We start from the raw sequence: 17,710 nt of genomic DNA on the forward strand, positions 1-17,710 counted from the left end.
GGTGTGCAACATCCCTCAAACCCGCGCTACCGGAACAATAGTCCTGCACGGCTGCGAGTTTTGCTTGCTCTGTGTACTTACCCATGACGCCCCCAAAGGTTGTGTCCAACCTTTGGGGGTCAGTTCACTCTGCGTGGGAATGCCGCACTGGACGCTCTGCGTCCGCTCTTAACGGGCGTGACGCGGAGCGTCACAGGATGCATTCCCACGCGGAGCGTGGGAACGATCATCCATACCTTGATGCACAAGCCGGTACGCCCAATGAAACTCAAGACCGCCATGAGCCACCTGCTTGGTCGGCCCTGACAACTGATCGTTCTCACGCTCTGCGTGGGAATGCCGCACTGGACGCTCTGCGTCCGCTTTTAACGGGCGTGACGCGGAGCGTCACAGGCTGCATTCCCACGCGGAGCGTGGGAACGATCATCCATACTTTGATGCACAAGCCGGTACGCCGAATGAAACTCAAGGCCGCCATGAGCCACCTGCTCGGTCGGCCCTGACAACTGATCGTTCCCACGCTCTGCGTGGGAATGCCGCACTGGACGCTCTGCGTCCGCTTTTAACGGGCGTGACGCGGAGCGTCACAGGCTGCATTCCCACGCGGAGCGTGGGAACGATCATCCATACCGTGATGCACAAGCCGGTACGCCCAATGAAACTCAAGACCGCCATGAGCCACCTGCTCGGTCGGCCCTGACAACTGATCGTTCCCACGCTCTGCGTGGGAATGCCGCACTGGACGCTCTGCGTCCGCTCTTAACGGGCGTGACGCGGAGCGTGGGAACGATCAGCACATTTGATTTGTGTTGTGCCAGACGGGTCAGCGGCGCAGGTATGAGCCGAAATCGATATCCCCGGCACTGAGGATCGCCTGCACCCGGTTATGCACATTCAACTTACGCAGGATCGCCGACACGTGGGCCTTCACTGTGGTCTCGGCGATTTCCAGGGTGTAGGCGATCTGTTTGTTCGACTCGCCCTTGGTCATGCGTTCCAGCACCAGCAATTGCTTGCGCGTCAGGGCTTGCAGCAGTTCGGGGGCGAAGCCGGGGTTTTCGTTGAGGCGGCGCTGGGCCCCGGGTTTCTGGGTGCGGATGATGTCCGGCGGCAGGTACACGTTGCCGTTGAGAATCTGCTGGATCGCCTCGGTCATTTGCAGGCGCGGCGAGGACTTGGTGATAAACCCCACCGCGCCATAGGTGATGGCTTGCAGCACAATCTGCTTGTCCTGCTCGGCGGAAACGATTACCACCGGGATGGTCGGCGACTCATTGCGCAGGTTGATCAGGCCGTTGAGCCCGTGCATGCCCGGCATATTCAGGTCGAGCAGGATCAGGTCGAGGTCGTCGTGTTCCTGGGTCAGGGCGAGGGCGCTGTGCAGGTCGGCGGTTTCCATCACTTCGCTGCCGGGGAAGCCGTCGCTGATGACGTTATGGATCGCCTCGCGAAACAGCGGGTGATCGTCGGCAATCAGGATTTTGTACATGGCCGTTCACCTTCTTGTTGTGGTTATTGAAAAGGCTCGGGTGTCGCAGCCGTCACTGGCAGGTTTGCCGCTTCCCATGCATCCAAGCCGTCGCGGTACCAATACACAGAGGTATAGCCCAGGTTGGCGGCACGTTTTACCGCGTTCCAACTCAGCCAGCAATCGGAGCGGCAGTAGAACACCAGCGGGCGCGACAGGTCGCCGCCGGTGTACTTGTACAGGTGCCGCGCGAAGTAACCTTGCCACTCCGGCGTCAGGTCGCCGTCGCCGGTATTGGCCAGCCAATAGCTGCCGGGCAGGTTGGCGTGGGGCTGGTCTTGGATGAAACGACCTTGCAGCCATTGGCGACGGTAAACGTCGATCAGCACCGGTGCGGGCACCTGGCCGAGCAAGGCTTGCAGGGCCGGGGTGTCGACGATGGTCGCCCCCGGCACATGGTCGGGGGTAGGGCTACGGTACAGGCTGATGCGATAGCCGTCGGTGGAAAACAGCGGCGTGTCGGCCTGGACCTGGGCGGTGAGCAGGCACAGCAACGCCAGCAGGGGCAGTCGGGCGGGCAGCATGGCAGGGCGATCCTTATCGTTATGCGCCCATTACACGTGAGTCCCGCGCCCTTGGGAATGCGACGATAGACAGCAAAACCAGTACCAAAGTATTAGTTTTTGCGCCCTCAGCCCGGTTTTCGCAAGGCCGCGTGCTGCGGGTTGAAGGTCAGCACCGCCAGCAGGGTGAACAACCCGGTCAGGCCCAGGCAGATCACCAGGGCCAGGCCGGCCAGTCGTTCATACAGGGCAAAGCGCACCAGCTCCACCGCGTGGGTGAACGGGTTGACCGCGCACAACCAGTACAACCACTGGCTGGCATCGCGCATCTTCCACAGCGGGTACAGCGCCGATGACAGGAAAAACAGCGGGAAAATCACGAAATTCATCACCCCGGCGAAATTCTCCAACTGACGAATCGCGTTGGACAGCAACAGCCCCAACGCACTGAGCATCAACGCCACCAGCAGCAACGCGGGCAAGGCGAGCAACAGACCCATGGCCGGCGGCTGCACGCCGTAGACCCAGGCAATGGCCAGGAACCCGTACACCTGCAACAGCGAAATCAACGCCGTGGCCAGCAATTTGCTGCACAGCAAAAACGTGCGCGGCAGCGGGCTTGTCAGCAGCACGCGCATGCTGCCCATCTCACGGTCGTAGACCATCGCCAGCGAGCCCTGCATGCCGTTGAACAGCAGGATCATGCAGGCCAGCCCCGGAATGATGTACACCTCATAGGGGATGTAGGTGTCGTAGGGTTCGATTACCGAGATGCCCAACGCGGCGCGAAACCCGGCGGCGAATACCACCAGCCACAACAGCGGCCGCACCAGGGCGCTGAGAAACCGCGTGCGCTGCAACACAAAGCGCAGCCATTCGCGCAGCACGATGCCACGCAGGCACTGCCAATACGCGTTCATGCCGGCGCTCCCGTTGCGGTGGGGCGGGTCAGGCCGGCGAACAGGCGGCCCAGGTCGCCGTCGTGGTCCTGCACCAGCGTGTCGACTTGTCCGCTGGCCACCAACCGGCCCTGATGCAGGATCATCAGCGCGTCATCGGTGTGCACTTCATCGAGCAGGTGCGTGGTCCACAGCACGCTCAGATCGTGCTCCCGGCACAGCCGGCGCACATGCTGGTTCAGCCCCAGGCGGCTGGCCGGGTCAAGGCCCACGCTGGCCTCGTCCAGCAACAGCAGGCGCGGTTCATGCAGCAGGGCGCGGGCGATTTCCACGCGGCGCCGGTGCCCGCCGTTCAGGGCGCGGACCTTTTCGCGCCGCCGTTCGCCGAGCCCCTGGCGCGCCAGCTCGGCCTCGACGCGCAGGTCGGTTTGCCGGCGTGACAAGCCATGCAGGGCGGCGTGATAGCGCAGGTTCTGTTCCACGTTCAGGTCCAGGTCCAGGGTGCTTTGCTGGAACACCACCCCCAGTCGAGTGAGGGCCGCCCGCGGTGCGTCGCGCAGGGAGTGGCCGCCGACGTGGATCTCGCCGCGTTGCAGGTCATACAGCCGCGTCAACAGCGCGATCAGGGTGGATTTGCCGGCACCGTTGGGCCCCAGCAATGCGCTAAAGCGACCCGGCGCCAGGCTGAAACTCACCTCGCACAACGCCTGTCGAGCGCCATAGGCAAAGTGCAGGTCGCGCACCTCGAGAGCGTTCATGGCGTGACCACCACGCCCCACGGATAGCGTCCCACCTTCACCGACTTGATCACCTTCAGGCTGTCCACATCGATCACCGACACATCGCCGCTGACGCCGTTGGTGGCCAGCAGTTGCTTCTGATCCGGGGTGAATGCCAGCTGCCATACGCGGCGGCCCACCAACAGATAATCGAGCACTTCGAAGGTCTTGGCGTCGACCACCGCCACATGGTTGGCCGGGCCGAGGGCGACAAACCCGTATTTGCCATCGGCGCTGAGTTTGATACCGACCGGCTGCACCTTATCCGGGTGCACGCCCTTGATGGCGAATGTCAGGGTCTTGAGCACCTTGCGGCTGGCCACATCGAGAATGGTCACGGTGCCGCCGATTTCCGCCGAGGCCCACAGCTGCGAGCCATCATGGTTGAACTCGACGAAGCGCGGGCGTTGATCCACCAGGGTGCTGTCGGCCAGGGTCTGGGTGCTGGTGTCGATCCAGTGCAGCATGTTGGTGGTTTCGCTGGTATTGACCGCCCACTTGCCGTCCGGGCTCACGGCCATACCCTCGGGTTCCACGCCGACGCTGATCTGGCCGAGCACCTTGGCGGTCTCTGTGTCGATCACGGTGACCAGCGCATCGTCTTCGTTGGACACATACAACCAGCGGTTATTGGGGTGCAGGGCAAACTGCTCGGGGTCTTTGCCGGAAGGCAGCTCCTTGACGATTCTGCGCGTGGCCACGTCCATCACCTGCACACGGTCCGAGTCGCTGGCGCAGATGTACAGCAGCTTATTGTCATGGGACAACAGCAGGCCCCGTGGGCGCTGGCCGACCTTGAGGGTGTCGGTGACTTGCAGTGTCTGCATGTCGATCAGGCTCAGGCTGTTGTCTTTCTCGTTGGAGACCCAGGCGGTGCTGGCCATGGCATGCCCGGCGGCAAGCAGCAGGGCGCATGAGAGCAGGGTGCGGCGCATGGCGAGTTCCTTATTATTGTGAGCGATCAGGGAAAGCGGCAGGTCACCTCGGGTTGGTCATAACCCAGGCTGTCCATTTCATTGGTGGGGTGCAGGAAACCGTCCTGGGGCGACGTGCTGACCAGCGCGCGCGGCTGCACGATGGGAATCGGCTGGCGCAGTTGGCCGTTCCAGGCGCGGTAGCTGAGCTTGCGGCCCTTGAAACCATCCAGGGGCAACTGTTCGCTCAGCTCCAGTTGACGAATCGCCTGAGGGTCGACCTGGCGCAGTTTGTTGACCGCGCTGGCAACGCTGCGCACGGCCATCCAGGCGGCGAAATCGCGGTCGTTCATCCAGCGTCCGGCCAGGGCTTCGAAGCGCTTTTGCAATTGGGCGGCGCCGTAGGTTTCCACGGTCTTGTGCCAGCCGGTGGGTGTAAGGCCCTGGGTGCCGGCGACGGGGCGCGGGTACCAGGTTTGATAGGGGACATACTCGCCGAAGTCACCGCGTTCGTCGGCCACCAGCACCACGTCGTAGTCGGCGGTCTGGGTAAACAGCGGCATATCGGCCTGGGCGCTGCGGCGTTGGTCGTTATCGAAACGCCAGGCTTTTTCCGCGACCAACTGCACGCCGAAACGTTTGGCGGCACGGCGCAGGGCGGCGGCGTAGGCCTGATCGTCTTCGGTGGGGCCGACAATCAGCAACGCCTTCTGCCATTTGCGCAGCACCAGAAACTGCGCCAACGCATCGGCGAGCATCGCGCGGCTGGGCAGGGTATGCAGCACATTGGCCAAACAGTCGGTGCTGCGCAGGCGGTCGTCCGGGCTCCCGGCGTTGAACAGCAGGCTGTCGGGCAGGGCGGCACTGAGTTGACGCAGGCTGGCGGCCGGGGCATTCACCACGAACAGGCGCAGGCCCTGAGCGTGCTGGGCTTGGGCCGCAGTGAGCAGCGCTTCGGGGCTGTCCACGCTGGCGCTGGTCAAGCTGTAGCGCTGGTTGAGAAACGCGCCGGTGCTGTTGCTGTCGATGATCGCCAGCTCGGCGCCGCGCTGCCCGGCATCGGCGGGTTCGGGAATCACATTCGACAGCAGCGGCCCTGGGTCGGGTCGATAGCCCAGGTAGCCGATCTGCACCTGCAAGGGCGCTTCAGCGGCCTGGCCGTGGCTAGCCCAGCCCATTGTCAGCAGGCAGATCACGGCATAAGGGGCGAGCTGGCGCATAAGGCACTCCATGACAGGTAGCGCCAGCATAGGAAGCCTTAGGGTTGCTGCAAATATGCAGAAAGTAGCGCTGGGGCAGTACCAAGGTAGTAGCGGCGGCGAGCGACGGTCTTAGCATGGACCACCTGGCCTCATTCACAGGAGTGACACGAGCATGCGCGTCTTCACCGCCCGGCCTGGGCTGTCGGCCCTGTGGCGCATCAACCTGTGGGTGTGCGGCTTCTTCACCTTGGTGACCGGCGCGTGTATGGCACTGCTGCTGCACCAAGCCTTGGCGGACGTGGAGCGCGAATTGCAATCGGCCGCGGCGGTGGTGGCCTGACTGGGCGACACCGCCGAGCGCGCCCCGCCAGCCTGCACTGTAAAGTCCCGCCGTGGCCGGGAAGATTTCCCGAGGCGCCGCTGTTTTAGGCCTGCCCCACAAGCCCTACTACCAAGGGAGGAGAGCGCGCCCACCAAAGCAGCATACGGCCCATGCGCCGGGGTTTCTAAGATGGTTGCCATAGCCTCTGCAATGAGGTTTTGCGTGCAATCCTGAGGGCAAAAATAATGACAACAAAACACAACGCCTTGCTCGTGGCCGGGCTGCTGGCCGGTGTGATCGCTGCCGGCTCCGCCTGGGCCCATGGCAACGTGGTCCCGCAAGCGGTGGAAACCAAGGGCCTGACCTCGATCAAGGACGCCGGCGTAGCGGTCAACGAAGACGGCTGGGCGGCGGTCAATCCGTACCGCACCTCGCCTGAACACGACCGCGCCGTGGAAATCGGTGCGTCGGCCTATAACCAGAACTGCGCCGCCTGCCACGGCCTGGAGGCCAAGTCCGGCGGGATCGCCCCCGACCTGCGCATGCTCGATGTGGGCGAAGCCGGTGATGAGTGGTTCGTCGAGCGCGTGCGCCATGGCGCCGTGCGCGACGGCCGCGTGTACATGCCGAAAATGGCCGATTACTTGAGCCAGGAAGCCTTGTGGGCGGTGCGCACCTACCTGGACAGCGTGCACGTCGAGGAGTAAGCCATGCGCCTGTTCGCTTATGTGCTTGGCCTGGCCCTGCTGTGCTGCCAGCCGGCACAGGCGCAGGTGCGCAGCTATGACCAGATGATCGCTGCCGGCGAAATCAACGTGGCGGTGTACCAGGACTTTGCCCCCTACAGTTTCCAGGACGGTGGCACCCCGCGCGGGGTCGACGTGGAGCTGGCCCAGGCCCTGGCCAAGGCGCTGGGGGTGCAGCTCAAGTTGATCTGGGTGCCGGCCGGGGAGAAGCTCGACGACGACCTGCGCGACTACATCTGGCGCGGCAGCCCGTTGCACAACCAGCAACTGGCCGACCTTATGATGCGTGCCCCCTACGATCACGATTACGCGCAAAAGCGCAACGATCAGGGCGAGCTGGAAAATGCCCATGTGGTGATGTTCGGGCCGTACCAGAATGAACAATGGCAGGTGGCTTATGACCGGCGGCGCCTGGCCAGCTTCGCCAGCGTGGCGGTGTTCGAACGGCACCCGATCGGCGTCGAGGTCGACAGCGTACCGTCGTTCTACCTCACCTCGGTGTTCAACGGCATGCTCGCCGCCAGGACCCATCACTACCCCGACGTGCCCCAGGCCTTTGCGGCGATGAAGGCCGGTGAGGTCGACGCCGTGATGGCGATGCGCGGCGAAGTTGACTGGCAGGTGCACGAGGCCCATGACCCGCAATTGGCCCTGGCTGAAAACGCCTACCCGAACCTGGGCAAGCAACGCTGGGAGATCGGCATGGCGGTGCACGAGAGCAATCGCCAGTTGGCCTATGCGGTGGAAGAAGCGCTGGAAAGCCTGATCCGTGACGGCGTGGTGCACGCCATCTATGCCCATTACGGCCTGCGCTACGAAGTGCCCGAGATGTATCAATAGGAGCAGGCGATGAACTGGCGACTGAGCTGCATCCTGGCTTGCTGGCTGCCGCTGGCGGCCCACGCCGTGGAGGTCGACCCGGTGCCGTCGGTGATGTGGGACTTCTATCACAAGCAGTTCCTGGCGCAGGCACCGTTCGTGTTCGACGACCGAGTCAAGCTGCTGGCGCCGCCATTCGCCGAAGATGCGCGCCAGGTGCCGCTGGAAATCGATGCGCGCGCCTTCAGCGGTCATGTGGTGAAAATCCTCGCCTGGGCCGAGCTCAACCCATTGCCGAAAATCGTCGACTTCCAACCCAGGGCCGGCGTGCTGCCGTGGTTGTCGCTGCGCATTCGTGTCGAACAGGCCACGCCGTTGCGCGCCGCAGTGCTTACCGACGACGGCCTGTGGCATGTGGGCTCGACTCTGATTGACGCGGCCGGTGGCGGCTGCACCGCGCCCAGCGTGGTACGCACCCAGCCGGGTTGGGAAGAGCACATCGGCGAGGTGCTCGGCGGGCGCTACCCCCGTGGCGAATTCAGCCGCGTGCGCGTGCAGGTGGCGCACCCGATGGACAACGGCATGGTCAGCGGTATCCCCGAATTTTTTATCAATCATGCGCAACTGCGTGGTCAGGACGATCAGGTGCTGGCCGAGCTGGAGTTGTTCCCGGCGGTCAGTGAGAACCCCAACCTGGCCTTCGATATCGACGCGCCGGGACCCACTCGCCTGGTGCTGCGCGACAACAGCGGCAATGAGTTCGACGCGGCCATCCCCTGACCAGAAGGAGCGCGCCATGCGCTGGATTTTCCTGTTGTGCCTGGGCCTGAGCCTGCCGGCCCTGGCGGACCTGGACTACGCCCTCAAGCCCCGGCTGATCGCCGAAGACACCTGGCTGCTTGAAGGCAGCACCGACAACTTCGCCAAAGCCAATGGCGGCAATATCGTCAACACTGCCTTTATCGTCACCGAGGCCGGCGTGGTGGTGATCGACACCGGGCCGTCGCGGCGCTACGGCGAAGCCCTGCGTCAGGCCATCGCCCAGGTCACCTCCAAGCCGGTAATCCAGGTGCTGATCACGCATCATCACCCCGACCACGCCCTGGGTAACCAGGCGTTCAAGGACGTGCCCATCGGTGCCCTGGCCGACACCGCGCGACTGCTGCAGGAGCAGGGCGACAGCATGGCCGAGAACCTCTACCGCATGGTCGGCGACTGGATGCGCGGCACCGAGGTGGTGCTGCCGACCCAGGTGCTGCAACCCGGTGTATTGAGCGTGGGCCAGCATGACCTGCGTTTGCTTGCGCTGGCCGGGCATACCGGCGCCGATCTGGCCATTCTCGACCAGCGTACCGGCGTGCTGTTTGCCGGTGACCTGGTGTTCTACCAGCGCGCCCTCACCACGCCGCACAGCCCAGGGCTGGCGGTGTGGCTGGCCGACCTCGACACCCTGCAAGCCTTGCCCTGGCGCCTGATCGTGCCCGGCCACGGTCCGGTGGCCGACGATGCACAGCCCTTCGCACAGATGCGCGACTACCTCACCTGGCTCGACCAACTCTTGCGCGACGGCGCGGCTCAGGGCAGCGCCATGGCCGAGATGATCCGCAGCCCCATCCCTGAGCGTTTCGCCGCGATCAGCCTGAGCCGCTACGAACTGATCCGCAGCGTCAGCCACCTGTACCCGCGCTACGAACGCGCGCAGATGCAACGGGTCGATACCCGCTACTAAGGAACTAGCAATCTCGATACTGCGGTCAATTGTGACAACTGCCCCTGCGCCCAAGAATCGGCACCAGACCGGGAAAATTTCCCGGGTATAACAAAAAACCGCAGAGGTAGCCGTCATGACCCAACCCGCCCGCCGCCAACCCTTCGCCTTGAGTGTGTTGCTCGGTGCCATCCTGTTATCCGGCCAGGCCATGGCCGCCGTGAGCGATCAGGACATTCTCCAGGACCCGAAAAACCCCGGGCAGATCGTCACCAACGGTCTGGGTGTGCAAGGCCAGCGCTACAGTCCGTTGGACACTCTGAATGTGGACAACGTCAAGGACCTGCGCCCGGTCTGGGCATTCTCCTTTGGCGGCGAGAAACAGCGTGGGCAGCAGGCGCAGCCGATGGTCAAGGACGGGGTGATGTACCTCACCGGCTCCTATTCGCGGGTGTTCGCGGTGGACGCGCGCACCGGCAAGAAACTCTGGCAGTACGATGCGCGTCTGCCGGATGACATCCGCCCCTGCTGCGACGTGATCAACCGAGGGGTGGCGCTGTACGGCGACCTGGTGTTCTTCGGCACCCTGGACGCCAAACTGGTGGCCTTGAACAAAGACACCGGCAAGGTGGTGTGGAGCAAACGCGTGGCCGACCACAAGGAAGGCTATTCCATCAGCGCCGCGCCGCTGGTGGTCAACGGCAAGCTGATCACCGGCGTGGCCGGCGGCGAATTCGGCGTGGTGGGCAAGATCGAAGCCTACGACCCGAAAAACGGTGACCTGCTGTGGACCCGGCCGACTGTCGAAGGCCACATGGGCTATGTGTACAAGGACGGCAAGGCCGTGGAAAACGGTATCTCCGGCGGCGAAGCGGGCAAGACCTGGCCGGGCGATCTGTGGAAGACCGGCGGCGCGGCGCCGTGGCTGGGCGGCTACTACGACCCGGAAACCAACCTGCTGTTGTTCGGCACCGGTAACCCGGCGCCATGGAACTCGCACCTGCGCCCCGGCGACAACCTCTATTCCTCGTCGCGCCTGGCGCTGAACCCGGACGACGGCAGCATCAAATGGCACTTCCAAAGCACGCCCCACGACGGCTGGGACTATGACGGCGTCAACGAGCTGATCTCCTTCAACTACACCGAAGGCGGCAAAGAAATCAAAGCAGCGGCCACGGCGGACCGCAACGGTTTCTTCTATGTGCTGGACCGCACCAACGGCAAGTTCATCCGCGGTTTCCCGTTTGTCGACAAGATCACCTGGGCCACCGGCCTGGATAAGAACGGCCGGCCGATCTACAACGAAGCCAGCCGCCCCGGCGCTCCGGGCAGCGAAGCCAAGGGCACGTCGGTGTTCGTTGCGCCGGCCTTCCTCGGCGCGAAAAACTGGATGCCGATGGCCTACAACCGCGACACCGGCCTGTTCTATGTGCCGTCCAACGAGTGGGGCATGGACATGTGGAACGAAGGCATCGCCTACAAAAAAGGCGCGGCGTTCCTCGGCGCCGGGTTCACCATCAAACCGTTGAACGAAGACTACATCGGCGTGCTGCGCGCCATTGATCCGGTGAGCGGCAAGGAAGTCTGGCGGCATAAAAACTTCGCGCCGCTGTGGGGTGGCGTGCTCACGACCAAGGGCAACCTGGTGTTCACCGGCACGCCGGAAGGTTTCCTGCAGGCCTTCAACGCCAAGACCGGCGAGAAAGTCTGGGAATTCCAGACCGGCTCCGGCGTGCTCGGCTCGCCGATTACCTGGGACATGGACGGCGAGCAGTATGTCTCGGTGGTCTCCGGGTGGGGCGGCGCGGTGCCGCTGTGGGGCGGTGAAGTGGCCAAGCGCATCAAGGACTTCAACCAGGGCGGCATGCTCTGGACCTTCAAGTTGCCCAAAGACCTGGTGGCCAAGCACTAGGTCTACGACCAAATGAGCAACGCCCCCCTGCCAACGGCGCATTCGCCCTGCCGTGGGGGCACCTTACTATCGGGTGATCGCCTGTTGATCGACAGGCCCGGACCCAGACAGAGGCTTCAACATGATCTACGCACAACCTGGCACCCCTGGCGCCATCGTCAGCTTCAAGCAGCGCTATGGTAATTACATCGGCGGCGAGTTCGTCGCGCCGCTCAACGGCGAGTACTTCACCAACACTTCGCCCGTCACCGGTGAAGTGATCGCCGAATTCCCGCGCTCCAGCGCCGCCGATATCGACAAGGCCCTGGACGCCGCCCATGCCGCCGCCGATGCCTGGGGCAAGACCTCGGCCCAGGACCGCGCCCTGGTGCTGCTGAAAATCGCCGACCGTATCGAGCACAACCTCGAAGTGCTTGCCGTGGCCGAAACCTGGGACAACGGCAAGGCCGTGCGCGAAACCCTCAACGCCGACGTGCCGCTGGCCGCCGACCATTTCCGCTATTTCGCCGGCTGCATCCGCGCCCAGGAAGGCGGCGCCGCCGAGATCAACGAACACACCGCCGCTTACCACTTCCACGAACCACTGGGCGTGGTCGGCCAGATCATTCCGTGGAACTTCCCGCTGCTGATGGCCGCGTGGAAACTCGCTCCGGCCCTGGCCGCCGGGAACTGCATCGTGCTCAAGCCGGCCGAGCAGACGCCGCTGTCGATCATGGTGTTTGCCGAGTTGATCAATGACCTGCTGCCACCGGGCGTGCTGAACATCGTCCAGGGCTTTGGCCGCGAAGCCGGGGAGGCGCTGGCCACCAGCAAGCGCATCGCCAAGATCGCCTTTACCGGCTCCACGCCGATTGGCGCGCACATCATGCATGCGGCCGCCGAGAACATCATCCCGTCCACCGTAGAGCTGGGTGGCAAGTCACCGAATATCTTCTTTGAAGACATCATGCGTGCCGAACCCCAGTTCATCGAAAAAGCCGCCGAGGGCCTGGTGCTGGCGTTTTTCAACCAGGGCGAAGTGTGCACCTGCCCGTCGCGGGCGCTCGTGCAGGAGTCGATCTACGAGCCGTTCATGGCCGAGGTGATGAAGAAGATCGTCAAGATCAAGCGTGGCAATCCACTGGACACCGAGACCATGGTCGGCGCTCAGGCGTCCGAGCAGCAATACGACAAGATCCTGTCCTACCTCAAGATTGCCCAGGAGGAGGGCGCCGAGCTGCTCACCGGCGGCGCGGCCGAGCACCTGGAGGGCGACCTGTCCAGCGGTTACTACATCCAGCCGACCCTGCTCAAGGGCCATAACAAGATGCGCGTGTTCCAGGAGGAAATCTTCGGCCCGGTGGTGGGCATCACCACGTTCAAGGACGAAGCCGAAGCCCTGGCCATCGCCAACGACAGCGAATTCGGCCTGGGCGCCGGGCTGTGGACCCGCGACATCAACCGTGCGTACCGCATGGGCCGGGCGATCAAGGCCGGTCGGGTGTGGACCAACTGCTATCACCTGTACCCGGCGCATGCGGCGTTCGGCGGCTACAAGAAGTCGGGCGTGGGACGTGAGAACCACAAGATGATGCTGGACCACTACCAGCAGACCAAGAACCTGCTGGTGAGCTACGACATCAACCCGTTGGGGTTCTTCTGATTTTCTAATTGCAATGCGACCCAGTGTGGGAGGGGGGCTTGCCCCCGATGAGGGAGTGTCAGCTTAAACAGTTGTGACTGACACACCGCCATCGGGGGCAAGCCCCGATGCCAGTCAGTTAAGGAGGACCAGTACCCTGTGGCGAGCGGGCTTGCCCCGCGTTGGGCTGCGCAGCAGCCCTCAATAGGAGCGTCGCAGTATGCCAGGCAGCTCCGGGACTATGTTTTGGGGCTGCTTCGCAGCCCAACGCGGGGCAAGCCCGCTCGCCACAGGGTACTGGTTGCCCGTTCCGTCTCTTAACTGACCGGCATTGGGGCAAGCGCCATACCATAGTTTTGCTCCCTGTACATTCGCGACCAATGCACTGCGGTATTTACTTCGAAAGTAGCATTCGCACCCCCATCCCCCCATGCACTAATGCGTTTACCGGAATCTTCCGGCACAACAAGAGGACTCTCCCATGTGGACCAAACCCGCCTTCACCGACCTGCGTATCGGCTTTGAAGTGACCATGTACTTCGCCAGCCGTTGATTCAAACCCGGCCAGCCCAGTGCTGGCCGGTGCGCTATTGGGAATGACCCTTTGGTCTGATTGCAAACGCCTGCGGATCGGTTAGTGTGGAGCGCATCTTCCAAAAATAATAAGAACAGGCTTTCCAATGAGCCCCAACCTGAGCCTCCTGCGTAAATTCGTCTCGCCTGAAATCATCTTCGGTGCCGGTTGCCGGCATAACGTCGGCAACTACGCCAAAACCTTCGGTGCGCGCAAAGTACTGGTGGTCAGCGACCCCGGTGTGATCGCCGCCGGCTGGGTCGCCGACGTGGAAGCCAGCCTGCAGGCCATCGGCATCGACTACTGCCTGTACAGCGCGGTGTCGCCCAATCCGCGCGTGGAGGAGGTGATGCTCGGCGCCGAGGTGTACCGGGAAAACCATTGCGATGTGATTGTCGCCATCGGCGGTGGCAGCCCCATGGACTGCGGCAAGGCCATCGGCATTGTGGTGGCCCATGGGCGCAGCATTCTGGACTTCGAAGGCGTGGACACCATCCGCGTGCCCAGCCCGCCGCTGATCCTGATCCCGACCACCGCCGGTACCTCGGCGGATGTGTCGCAGTTCGTGATTATTTCCAACCAGCAGGAACGCATGAAGTTCTCCATCGTCAGCAAGGCGGTGGTGCCGGATGTGTCGCTGATCGACCCGGAAACCACCGCCAGCATGGACCCGTTCCTGTCCGCCTGCACCGGCATCGACGCATTGGTGCATGCCATCGAGGCGTTCGTATCCACCGGCCATGGCCCGCTCACCGATCCCCATGCCCTGGAGGCCATGCGATTGATCAACGGCAACCTGGTGCAGATGATCGCCAACCCCACGGACATTGCCCTGCGCGAGAAGATCATGCTCGGCAGCATGCAGGCCGGGCTGGCGTTTTCCAATGCGATCCTTGGCGCGGTGCATGCCATGTCCCACAGCCTCGGCGGCTTTCTCGACCTACCCCATGGCCTGTGCAACGCGGTGCTGGTCGAGCATGTGGTGGCGTTCAACTACAACTCGGCGCCGGAGCGCTTCAAGGTGATTGCCGAGACCTTCGGCATCGACTGCCGAGGCCTGAACCATCGGCAGATCTGCGCGCGGCTGGTGGAACACCTGATTGCGCTCAAGCACGCCATCGGCTTTCATGAAACCCTCGGCCTGCACGGTGTGCGGGTGGCGGATATTCCATTCCTGTCCCAGCATGCGATGCACGACCCGTGCATCCTCACCAACCCGCGCGAGTCGAGCCAGCGTGACGTTGAGGTCGTGTATGGCGAAGCTCTCTGACGACCAGCAGCGCGCTCTTGCCGGGTTGCTCGGGCTGGGCGACCAGTCGGCGCGCAAGAGCCATTACCCCGAATTGACAGCGCGCCTGGACGAACTGGAAGCCGAGCGGCGGCGCCATATCCGTCTCAACGATGAACTGGAACAGCGGGTGGCGGCGCGTACCGATGAGTTGCTGGATGCCAACCGCAATCTGCAACAGCAGATCGCCCAGCGTGAACAGGTGGAACGGCAACTGCGCGACGCCCGCGACGCCGCCGAGGCCGCCAACCGCAGCAAGGACAAATACCTCGCCGCCGCCAGCCACGACCTGCTGCAACCGCTGAACGCCGCGCGCCTGCTGATCGCCACCCTGCGCGAGCGGGCATTGCCCAGTGTCGAGCAGGTACTGGTGGAGCGCACCCATCAGGCCTTGGAAGGCGCCGAGGACTTACTCACGGATCTGCTCGATATCTCGCGACTCGACCAGGCGGCGGTCAAGCCGGACGTGGCGGTGTATCGCCTGGAGGAACTGTTTGCGCCGCTGGTCTCGGAGTTCCAGTCGGTGGCCCAGGCGGCGGGGCTGAACCTGCGTGCGCGCACCGGCGGTTATGCGATTCATACCGACCTGCGCCTGCTGACGCGGATCCTGCGTAACTTCCTCAGCAACGCCTGCCGCTACACCGACGAAGGTTGCATTCTGCTCGGCGCCCGCCGCCGTGGCGATTGCCTGCGCCTGGAAGTGTGGGACACCGGGCGCGGGATCGCCGCCGACCGGCTGGAGGCGATCTTCCTGGAGTTCAACCAGCTCGACGTCGGCCGCGCGTCGGAGCGCAAGGGCGTGGGCCTGGGGCTGGCGATTGTCGAGCGCATCGCCGAGATCCTCGGCTACCCGGTGGCCGTGCGTTCATGGCCGGGGCGCGGCTCGATGTTCAGCATCGAGGTGCCCATCAGCGCAGAGATGCCGCCCGCGATCAGCCAGTTGCCGACCCTGCCCAGCACCGGCAACCCGCTGCCGGGGCGGCGTTTGCTGGTGATCGACAACGAGATCAGTATCCTCGACAGCATGCGCGCGCTGCTGGGCCAATGGGGCTGCGACGTGGTCACCGCCACCGACCAGGCCGGCGCATTGATGGCGCTGCAGGGCAGGGCGCCGGAGTTGATCCTGGCCGACTATCACCTCGACCACGGGGTGGTGGGCTGCCTGGTGGTCAAGCAACTGCGCGAGCATTTCGGTCACAAGATCCCCGCCGTGATCATCACCGCCGACCGCACCGACCAATGCCGCCGCGCGCTGCGCAGGCTGGATGCGCCGCTGCTGAACAAACCGGTCAAGCCTGGGAAGCTGCGTGCCGTGCTCAGCCAGTTGCTGGCTTAGAAGCTTGATACCTGTCAACACGTCGCAGCCGGCGTTGCGGCAAGCTTAAGGCCTGACCCGGAGGCCTGGAGTACGCCATGAACGCCGCACCTTTCAAACTGCCCATGGGCCTGGTGGTCGCCGTGCTGGCGCTGGCCGGCGTGCTGCTGTTGCCGCTGCCCGCCGACCTGCCGGTGGCCGGCCAGCGTATGTTGGCGATCCTTGCGTTTGCCGTGGTGGTGTGGATCACCGAGGCGGTGTCCTATGAAGCCAGCGCGATCATGATCACTTCGCTCATGGCATTTCTGCTCGGCACGGCACCCTCGCTGCAGGACCCCGCGCACCTGATTGGCTCCAGCCCGGCCATCGGCATGGCGCTCACCGGCTTCGCCAACCCGGCGCTGGCGCTGGTGGCGGGGGCCTTGTTCATCGCGGCGGCCATGACCCACACCGGCCTGGACCGGCGCATCGCCCTGGTGACGTTGAGCCGCATCGGTACCAGCACCCGGCGCATCCTGCTGGGGGCGATTGCGGTGACGATCCTGCTCAGCCTGGTGGTGCCCAGCGCCACGGCGCGCAGTGCCTGTGTGGTGCCGATCATGATGGGCGTGATCGCCGCCTTCGGCGTGGACAAGCGCTCGAATATCGCCGCCGGGATCATGATTGTGGTGGCCCAGGGCACCAGCATCTGGAACGTCGGCATCCAGACCGCCGCAGCACAGAACCTGCTCACCGTCGGCTTTATGGACAAGATGCTCGGCCAGCGCGTGTCGTGGCTTGACTGGCTGATCGCCGGCGCGCCGTGGGCGCTGATCATGTCGGCGGTGTTGCTGTTGCTGGTGCTCAAGCTGCTGCCGCCGGAAACCGACAGCATCCCCGGCGGCAAGGAAGCGGTGGCCCAGTCCCTGGTGGACATCGGCCCCACGACCGGCCCACAGAAACGCTTGCTGGCGGTGTCGGTGCTGCTGCTGTTGGCATGGGCCACGGAAGGGCGCCTGCATCCTTTCGACACCACCTCGACCACCTACGCCGGGTTGGTGTTCCTGCTGCTGCCGGGCATCGGCGTGATGACCTGGAAAGATGTGCAGTCGCGCATTCCGTGGGGCACGGTGATCGTGTTCGGCGTGGGTATCAGCCTGGGTACGGCGCTGCTGACCACCCAGGCCGGGCAGTGGCTGGGGGCTGCGGTGGTGGCCCACACAGGATTGGATCAGGTCGGGCCGCTGGGGGTGTTCGCGATACTGGGTGCGTTCCTGATCCTGATTCACCTGGGGTTTGCCAGCGCCACGGCGTTGACCTCGGCGCTGTTGCCGATCCTGATTGCGGTACTGCAAACCCTGCCCGGCGAATTCAACCGCTTGGGCATGACCCTGTTGCTTGGGTTTGTGATGAGCTACGGGTTTATCCTGCCGATCAACGCGCCGCAGAACATGGTGTGCCTGGGCACCGGAACGTTTACCGCGCGACAGTTTGCCAAGGTGGGGATTCTAGTGACGTTGATCGGGTATGGGTTGATGTGGGTGCTGGCGGCGACTTACTGGAGTTGGCTCGGTTGGATTTGATTTGACGTTTACCTCTGG

Annotated in this window: 16 protein-coding genes and 2 pseudogenes; 12 read left to right on the plus strand and 6 right to left on the minus strand. The window is 63.8% G+C overall.

The annotated features are described in order from the left end of the window. Positions 1–231: 231 nt before the first annotated feature. A pseudogene (locus G7025_RS27220) lies at positions 232–306 on the plus strand (hypothetical protein); the annotation flags it as partial. A gap of 517 nt (positions 307–823) precedes the next feature. On the opposite strand, the gene G7025_RS25195 reads toward G7025_RS27220, so the two are convergent. The 6 genes from G7025_RS25195 to G7025_RS25220 form a co-directional block, all read right to left on the minus strand. Beyond that, on the minus strand, positions 824–1,489 hold the full coding sequence (locus G7025_RS25195; RefSeq protein ID WP_181081714.1) for a response regulator transcription factor: 666 nt from the start codon (positions 1,487–1,489) through the stop codon (positions 824–826). A 23-nt stretch (positions 1,490–1,512) separates the two neighbouring features. Further along, positions 1,513–2,052 (minus strand): PQQ-dependent catabolism-associated CXXCW motif protein, encoded by a 540-nt coding sequence (locus G7025_RS25200; protein WP_181081715.1) that lies wholly within the window; start codon positions 2,050–2,052, stop codon positions 1,513–1,515. A gap of 107 nt (positions 2,053–2,159) precedes the next feature. Beyond that, on the minus strand, positions 2,160–2,951 hold the full coding sequence (locus G7025_RS25205; RefSeq protein WP_181081716.1) for an ABC transporter permease: 792 nt from the start codon (positions 2,949–2,951) through the stop codon (positions 2,160–2,162). Continuing rightward, positions 2,948–3,688 carry an ABC transporter ATP-binding protein gene (locus tag G7025_RS25210; RefSeq protein WP_181081717.1) on the minus strand — a complete coding sequence of 247 codons (741 nt, stop codon included), beginning with the start codon at positions 3,686–3,688 and terminating at the stop codon, positions 2,948–2,950. The genes G7025_RS25205 and G7025_RS25210 overlap by 4 nt, the downstream gene beginning before the upstream one ends. Then, positions 3,685–4,644: a YVTN family beta-propeller repeat protein gene (locus tag G7025_RS25215; RefSeq protein ID WP_181081718.1), complete on the minus strand. Its 960-nt coding sequence runs from the start codon at positions 4,642–4,644 to the stop codon at positions 3,685–3,687. The genes G7025_RS25210 and G7025_RS25215 overlap by 4 nt, the downstream gene beginning before the upstream one ends. A gap of 26 nt (positions 4,645–4,670) precedes the next feature. Further along, positions 4,671–5,843 carry an ABC transporter substrate-binding protein gene (locus tag G7025_RS25220; RefSeq protein ID WP_181081719.1) on the minus strand — a complete coding sequence of 391 codons (1,173 nt, stop codon included), beginning with the start codon at positions 5,841–5,843 and terminating at the stop codon, positions 4,671–4,673. Between the two features lie 181 nt (positions 5,844–6,024). Between G7025_RS25220 and G7025_RS25225 the strand changes: the two are divergent. From G7025_RS25225 to G7025_RS25275, 11 genes and pseudogenes are all read left to right on the plus strand, one after another. Further along, positions 6,025–6,162: pseudogene (locus G7025_RS25225) on the plus strand (sensor histidine kinase); the annotation flags it as partial. A gap of 230 nt (positions 6,163–6,392) precedes the next feature. Further along, positions 6,393–6,854, plus strand: a complete 462-nt coding sequence (gene pedF / locus G7025_RS25230; RefSeq protein WP_181081720.1) for a cytochrome c-550 PedF — start codon at positions 6,393–6,395, stop codon at positions 6,852–6,854. A gap of 3 nt (positions 6,855–6,857) precedes the next feature. Continuing rightward, entirely contained in the window at positions 6,858–7,733 is an 876-nt protein-coding gene (locus G7025_RS25235) for a substrate-binding periplasmic protein (RefSeq protein ID WP_181081721.1), read from the plus strand. A gap of 9 nt (positions 7,734–7,742) precedes the next feature. After that, positions 7,743–8,492, plus strand: coding sequence for a quinoprotein dehydrogenase-associated SoxYZ-like carrier (locus G7025_RS25240; protein ID WP_181081722.1), 750 nt, complete (start codon positions 7,743–7,745; stop codon positions 8,490–8,492). 16 nt (positions 8,493–8,508) lie between these two features. Next, positions 8,509–9,441 (plus strand): quinoprotein relay system zinc metallohydrolase 1, encoded by a 933-nt coding sequence (locus tag G7025_RS25245; RefSeq protein ID WP_181081723.1) that lies wholly within the window; start codon positions 8,509–8,511, stop codon positions 9,439–9,441. A gap of 115 nt (positions 9,442–9,556) precedes the next feature. Then, complete coding sequence (locus G7025_RS25250) at positions 9,557–11,332, plus strand: PQQ-dependent methanol/ethanol family dehydrogenase (RefSeq protein WP_181081724.1); 1,776 nt, start codon at positions 9,557–9,559, stop codon at positions 11,330–11,332. Positions 11,333–11,453: 121 nt separating this feature from the next. Next, positions 11,454–12,974 carry an acetaldehyde dehydrogenase ExaC gene (gene exaC, locus G7025_RS25255; RefSeq protein ID WP_181081725.1) on the plus strand — a complete coding sequence of 507 codons (1,521 nt, stop codon included), beginning with the start codon at positions 11,454–11,456 and terminating at the stop codon, positions 12,972–12,974. A 460-nt stretch (positions 12,975–13,434) separates the two neighbouring features. Continuing rightward, positions 13,435–13,506: a pyrroloquinoline quinone precursor peptide PqqA gene (gene pqqA / locus G7025_RS25260; protein ID WP_010209364.1), complete on the plus strand. Its 72-nt coding sequence runs from the start codon at positions 13,435–13,437 to the stop codon at positions 13,504–13,506. Between the two features lie 127 nt (positions 13,507–13,633). Continuing rightward, a complete protein-coding gene (gene ercA, locus G7025_RS25265) occupies positions 13,634–14,797 on the plus strand; it encodes an alcohol dehydrogenase-like regulatory protein ErcA (protein WP_181081726.1) in 1,164 nt (387 codons plus the stop codon). Further along, positions 14,781–16,151 (plus strand): ATP-binding response regulator, encoded by a 1,371-nt coding sequence (locus tag G7025_RS25270; protein WP_181081727.1) that lies wholly within the window; start codon positions 14,781–14,783, stop codon positions 16,149–16,151. Before ercA ends, G7025_RS25270 begins: the two co-directional genes overlap by 17 nt. Positions 16,152–16,228: 77 nt before the next feature. Beyond that, the gene (locus G7025_RS25275; RefSeq protein WP_181081728.1) at positions 16,229–17,692 is read left to right on the plus strand and encodes a DASS family sodium-coupled anion symporter; all 1,464 of its coding nucleotides are present in this window, start codon (positions 16,229–16,231) and stop codon (positions 17,690–17,692) included. Positions 17,693–17,710 lie beyond the last annotated feature (18 nt).

The organism is Pseudomonas lurida (assembly GCF_013522705.1).
In the GTDB taxonomy this organism is placed as follows: Bacteria; Pseudomonadota; Gammaproteobacteria; order Pseudomonadales; family Pseudomonadaceae; genus Aquipseudomonas; species Aquipseudomonas quebecensis.

Excerpts from the sequence above, each read along its gene's own strand:
- G7025_RS25195 (WP_181081714.1), bottom strand. The coding sequence starts at position 1,489 with ATGTACAAAATCCTGATTGCCGACGATCACCCGCTGTTTCGCGAGGCG.
- G7025_RS25200 (WP_181081715.1), bottom strand. The coding sequence starts at position 2,052 with ATGCTGCCCGCCCGACTGCCCCTGCTGGCGTTGCTGTGCCTGCTCACC.
- G7025_RS25205 (WP_181081716.1), bottom strand. The coding sequence starts at position 2,951 with ATGAACGCGTATTGGCAGTGCCTGCGTGGCATCGTGCTGCGCGAATGG.
- G7025_RS25210 (WP_181081717.1), bottom strand. The coding sequence starts at position 3,688 with ATGAACGCTCTCGAGGTGCGCGACCTGCACTTTGCCTATGGCGCTCGA.
- G7025_RS25215 (WP_181081718.1), bottom strand. The coding sequence starts at position 4,644 with ATGCGCCGCACCCTGCTCTCATGCGCCCTGCTGCTTGCCGCCGGGCAT.
- G7025_RS25220 (WP_181081719.1), bottom strand. The coding sequence starts at position 5,843 with ATGCGCCAGCTCGCCCCTTATGCCGTGATCTGCCTGCTGACAATGGGC.
- pedF (WP_181081720.1), top strand. The coding sequence starts at position 6,393 with ATGACAACAAAACACAACGCCTTGCTCGTGGCCGGGCTGCTGGCCGGT.
- G7025_RS25235 (WP_181081721.1), top strand. The coding sequence starts at position 6,858 with ATGCGCCTGTTCGCTTATGTGCTTGGCCTGGCCCTGCTGTGCTGCCAG.
- G7025_RS25240 (WP_181081722.1), top strand. The coding sequence starts at position 7,743 with ATGAACTGGCGACTGAGCTGCATCCTGGCTTGCTGGCTGCCGCTGGCG.
- G7025_RS25245 (WP_181081723.1), top strand. The coding sequence starts at position 8,509 with ATGCGCTGGATTTTCCTGTTGTGCCTGGGCCTGAGCCTGCCGGCCCTG.
- G7025_RS25250 (WP_181081724.1), top strand. The coding sequence starts at position 9,557 with ATGACCCAACCCGCCCGCCGCCAACCCTTCGCCTTGAGTGTGTTGCTC.
- exaC (WP_181081725.1), top strand. The coding sequence starts at position 11,454 with ATGATCTACGCACAACCTGGCACCCCTGGCGCCATCGTCAGCTTCAAG.
- ercA (WP_181081726.1), top strand. The coding sequence starts at position 13,634 with ATGAGCCCCAACCTGAGCCTCCTGCGTAAATTCGTCTCGCCTGAAATC.
- G7025_RS25270 (WP_181081727.1), top strand. The coding sequence starts at position 14,781 with ATGGCGAAGCTCTCTGACGACCAGCAGCGCGCTCTTGCCGGGTTGCTC.
- G7025_RS25275 (WP_181081728.1), top strand. The coding sequence starts at position 16,229 with ATGAACGCCGCACCTTTCAAACTGCCCATGGGCCTGGTGGTCGCCGTG.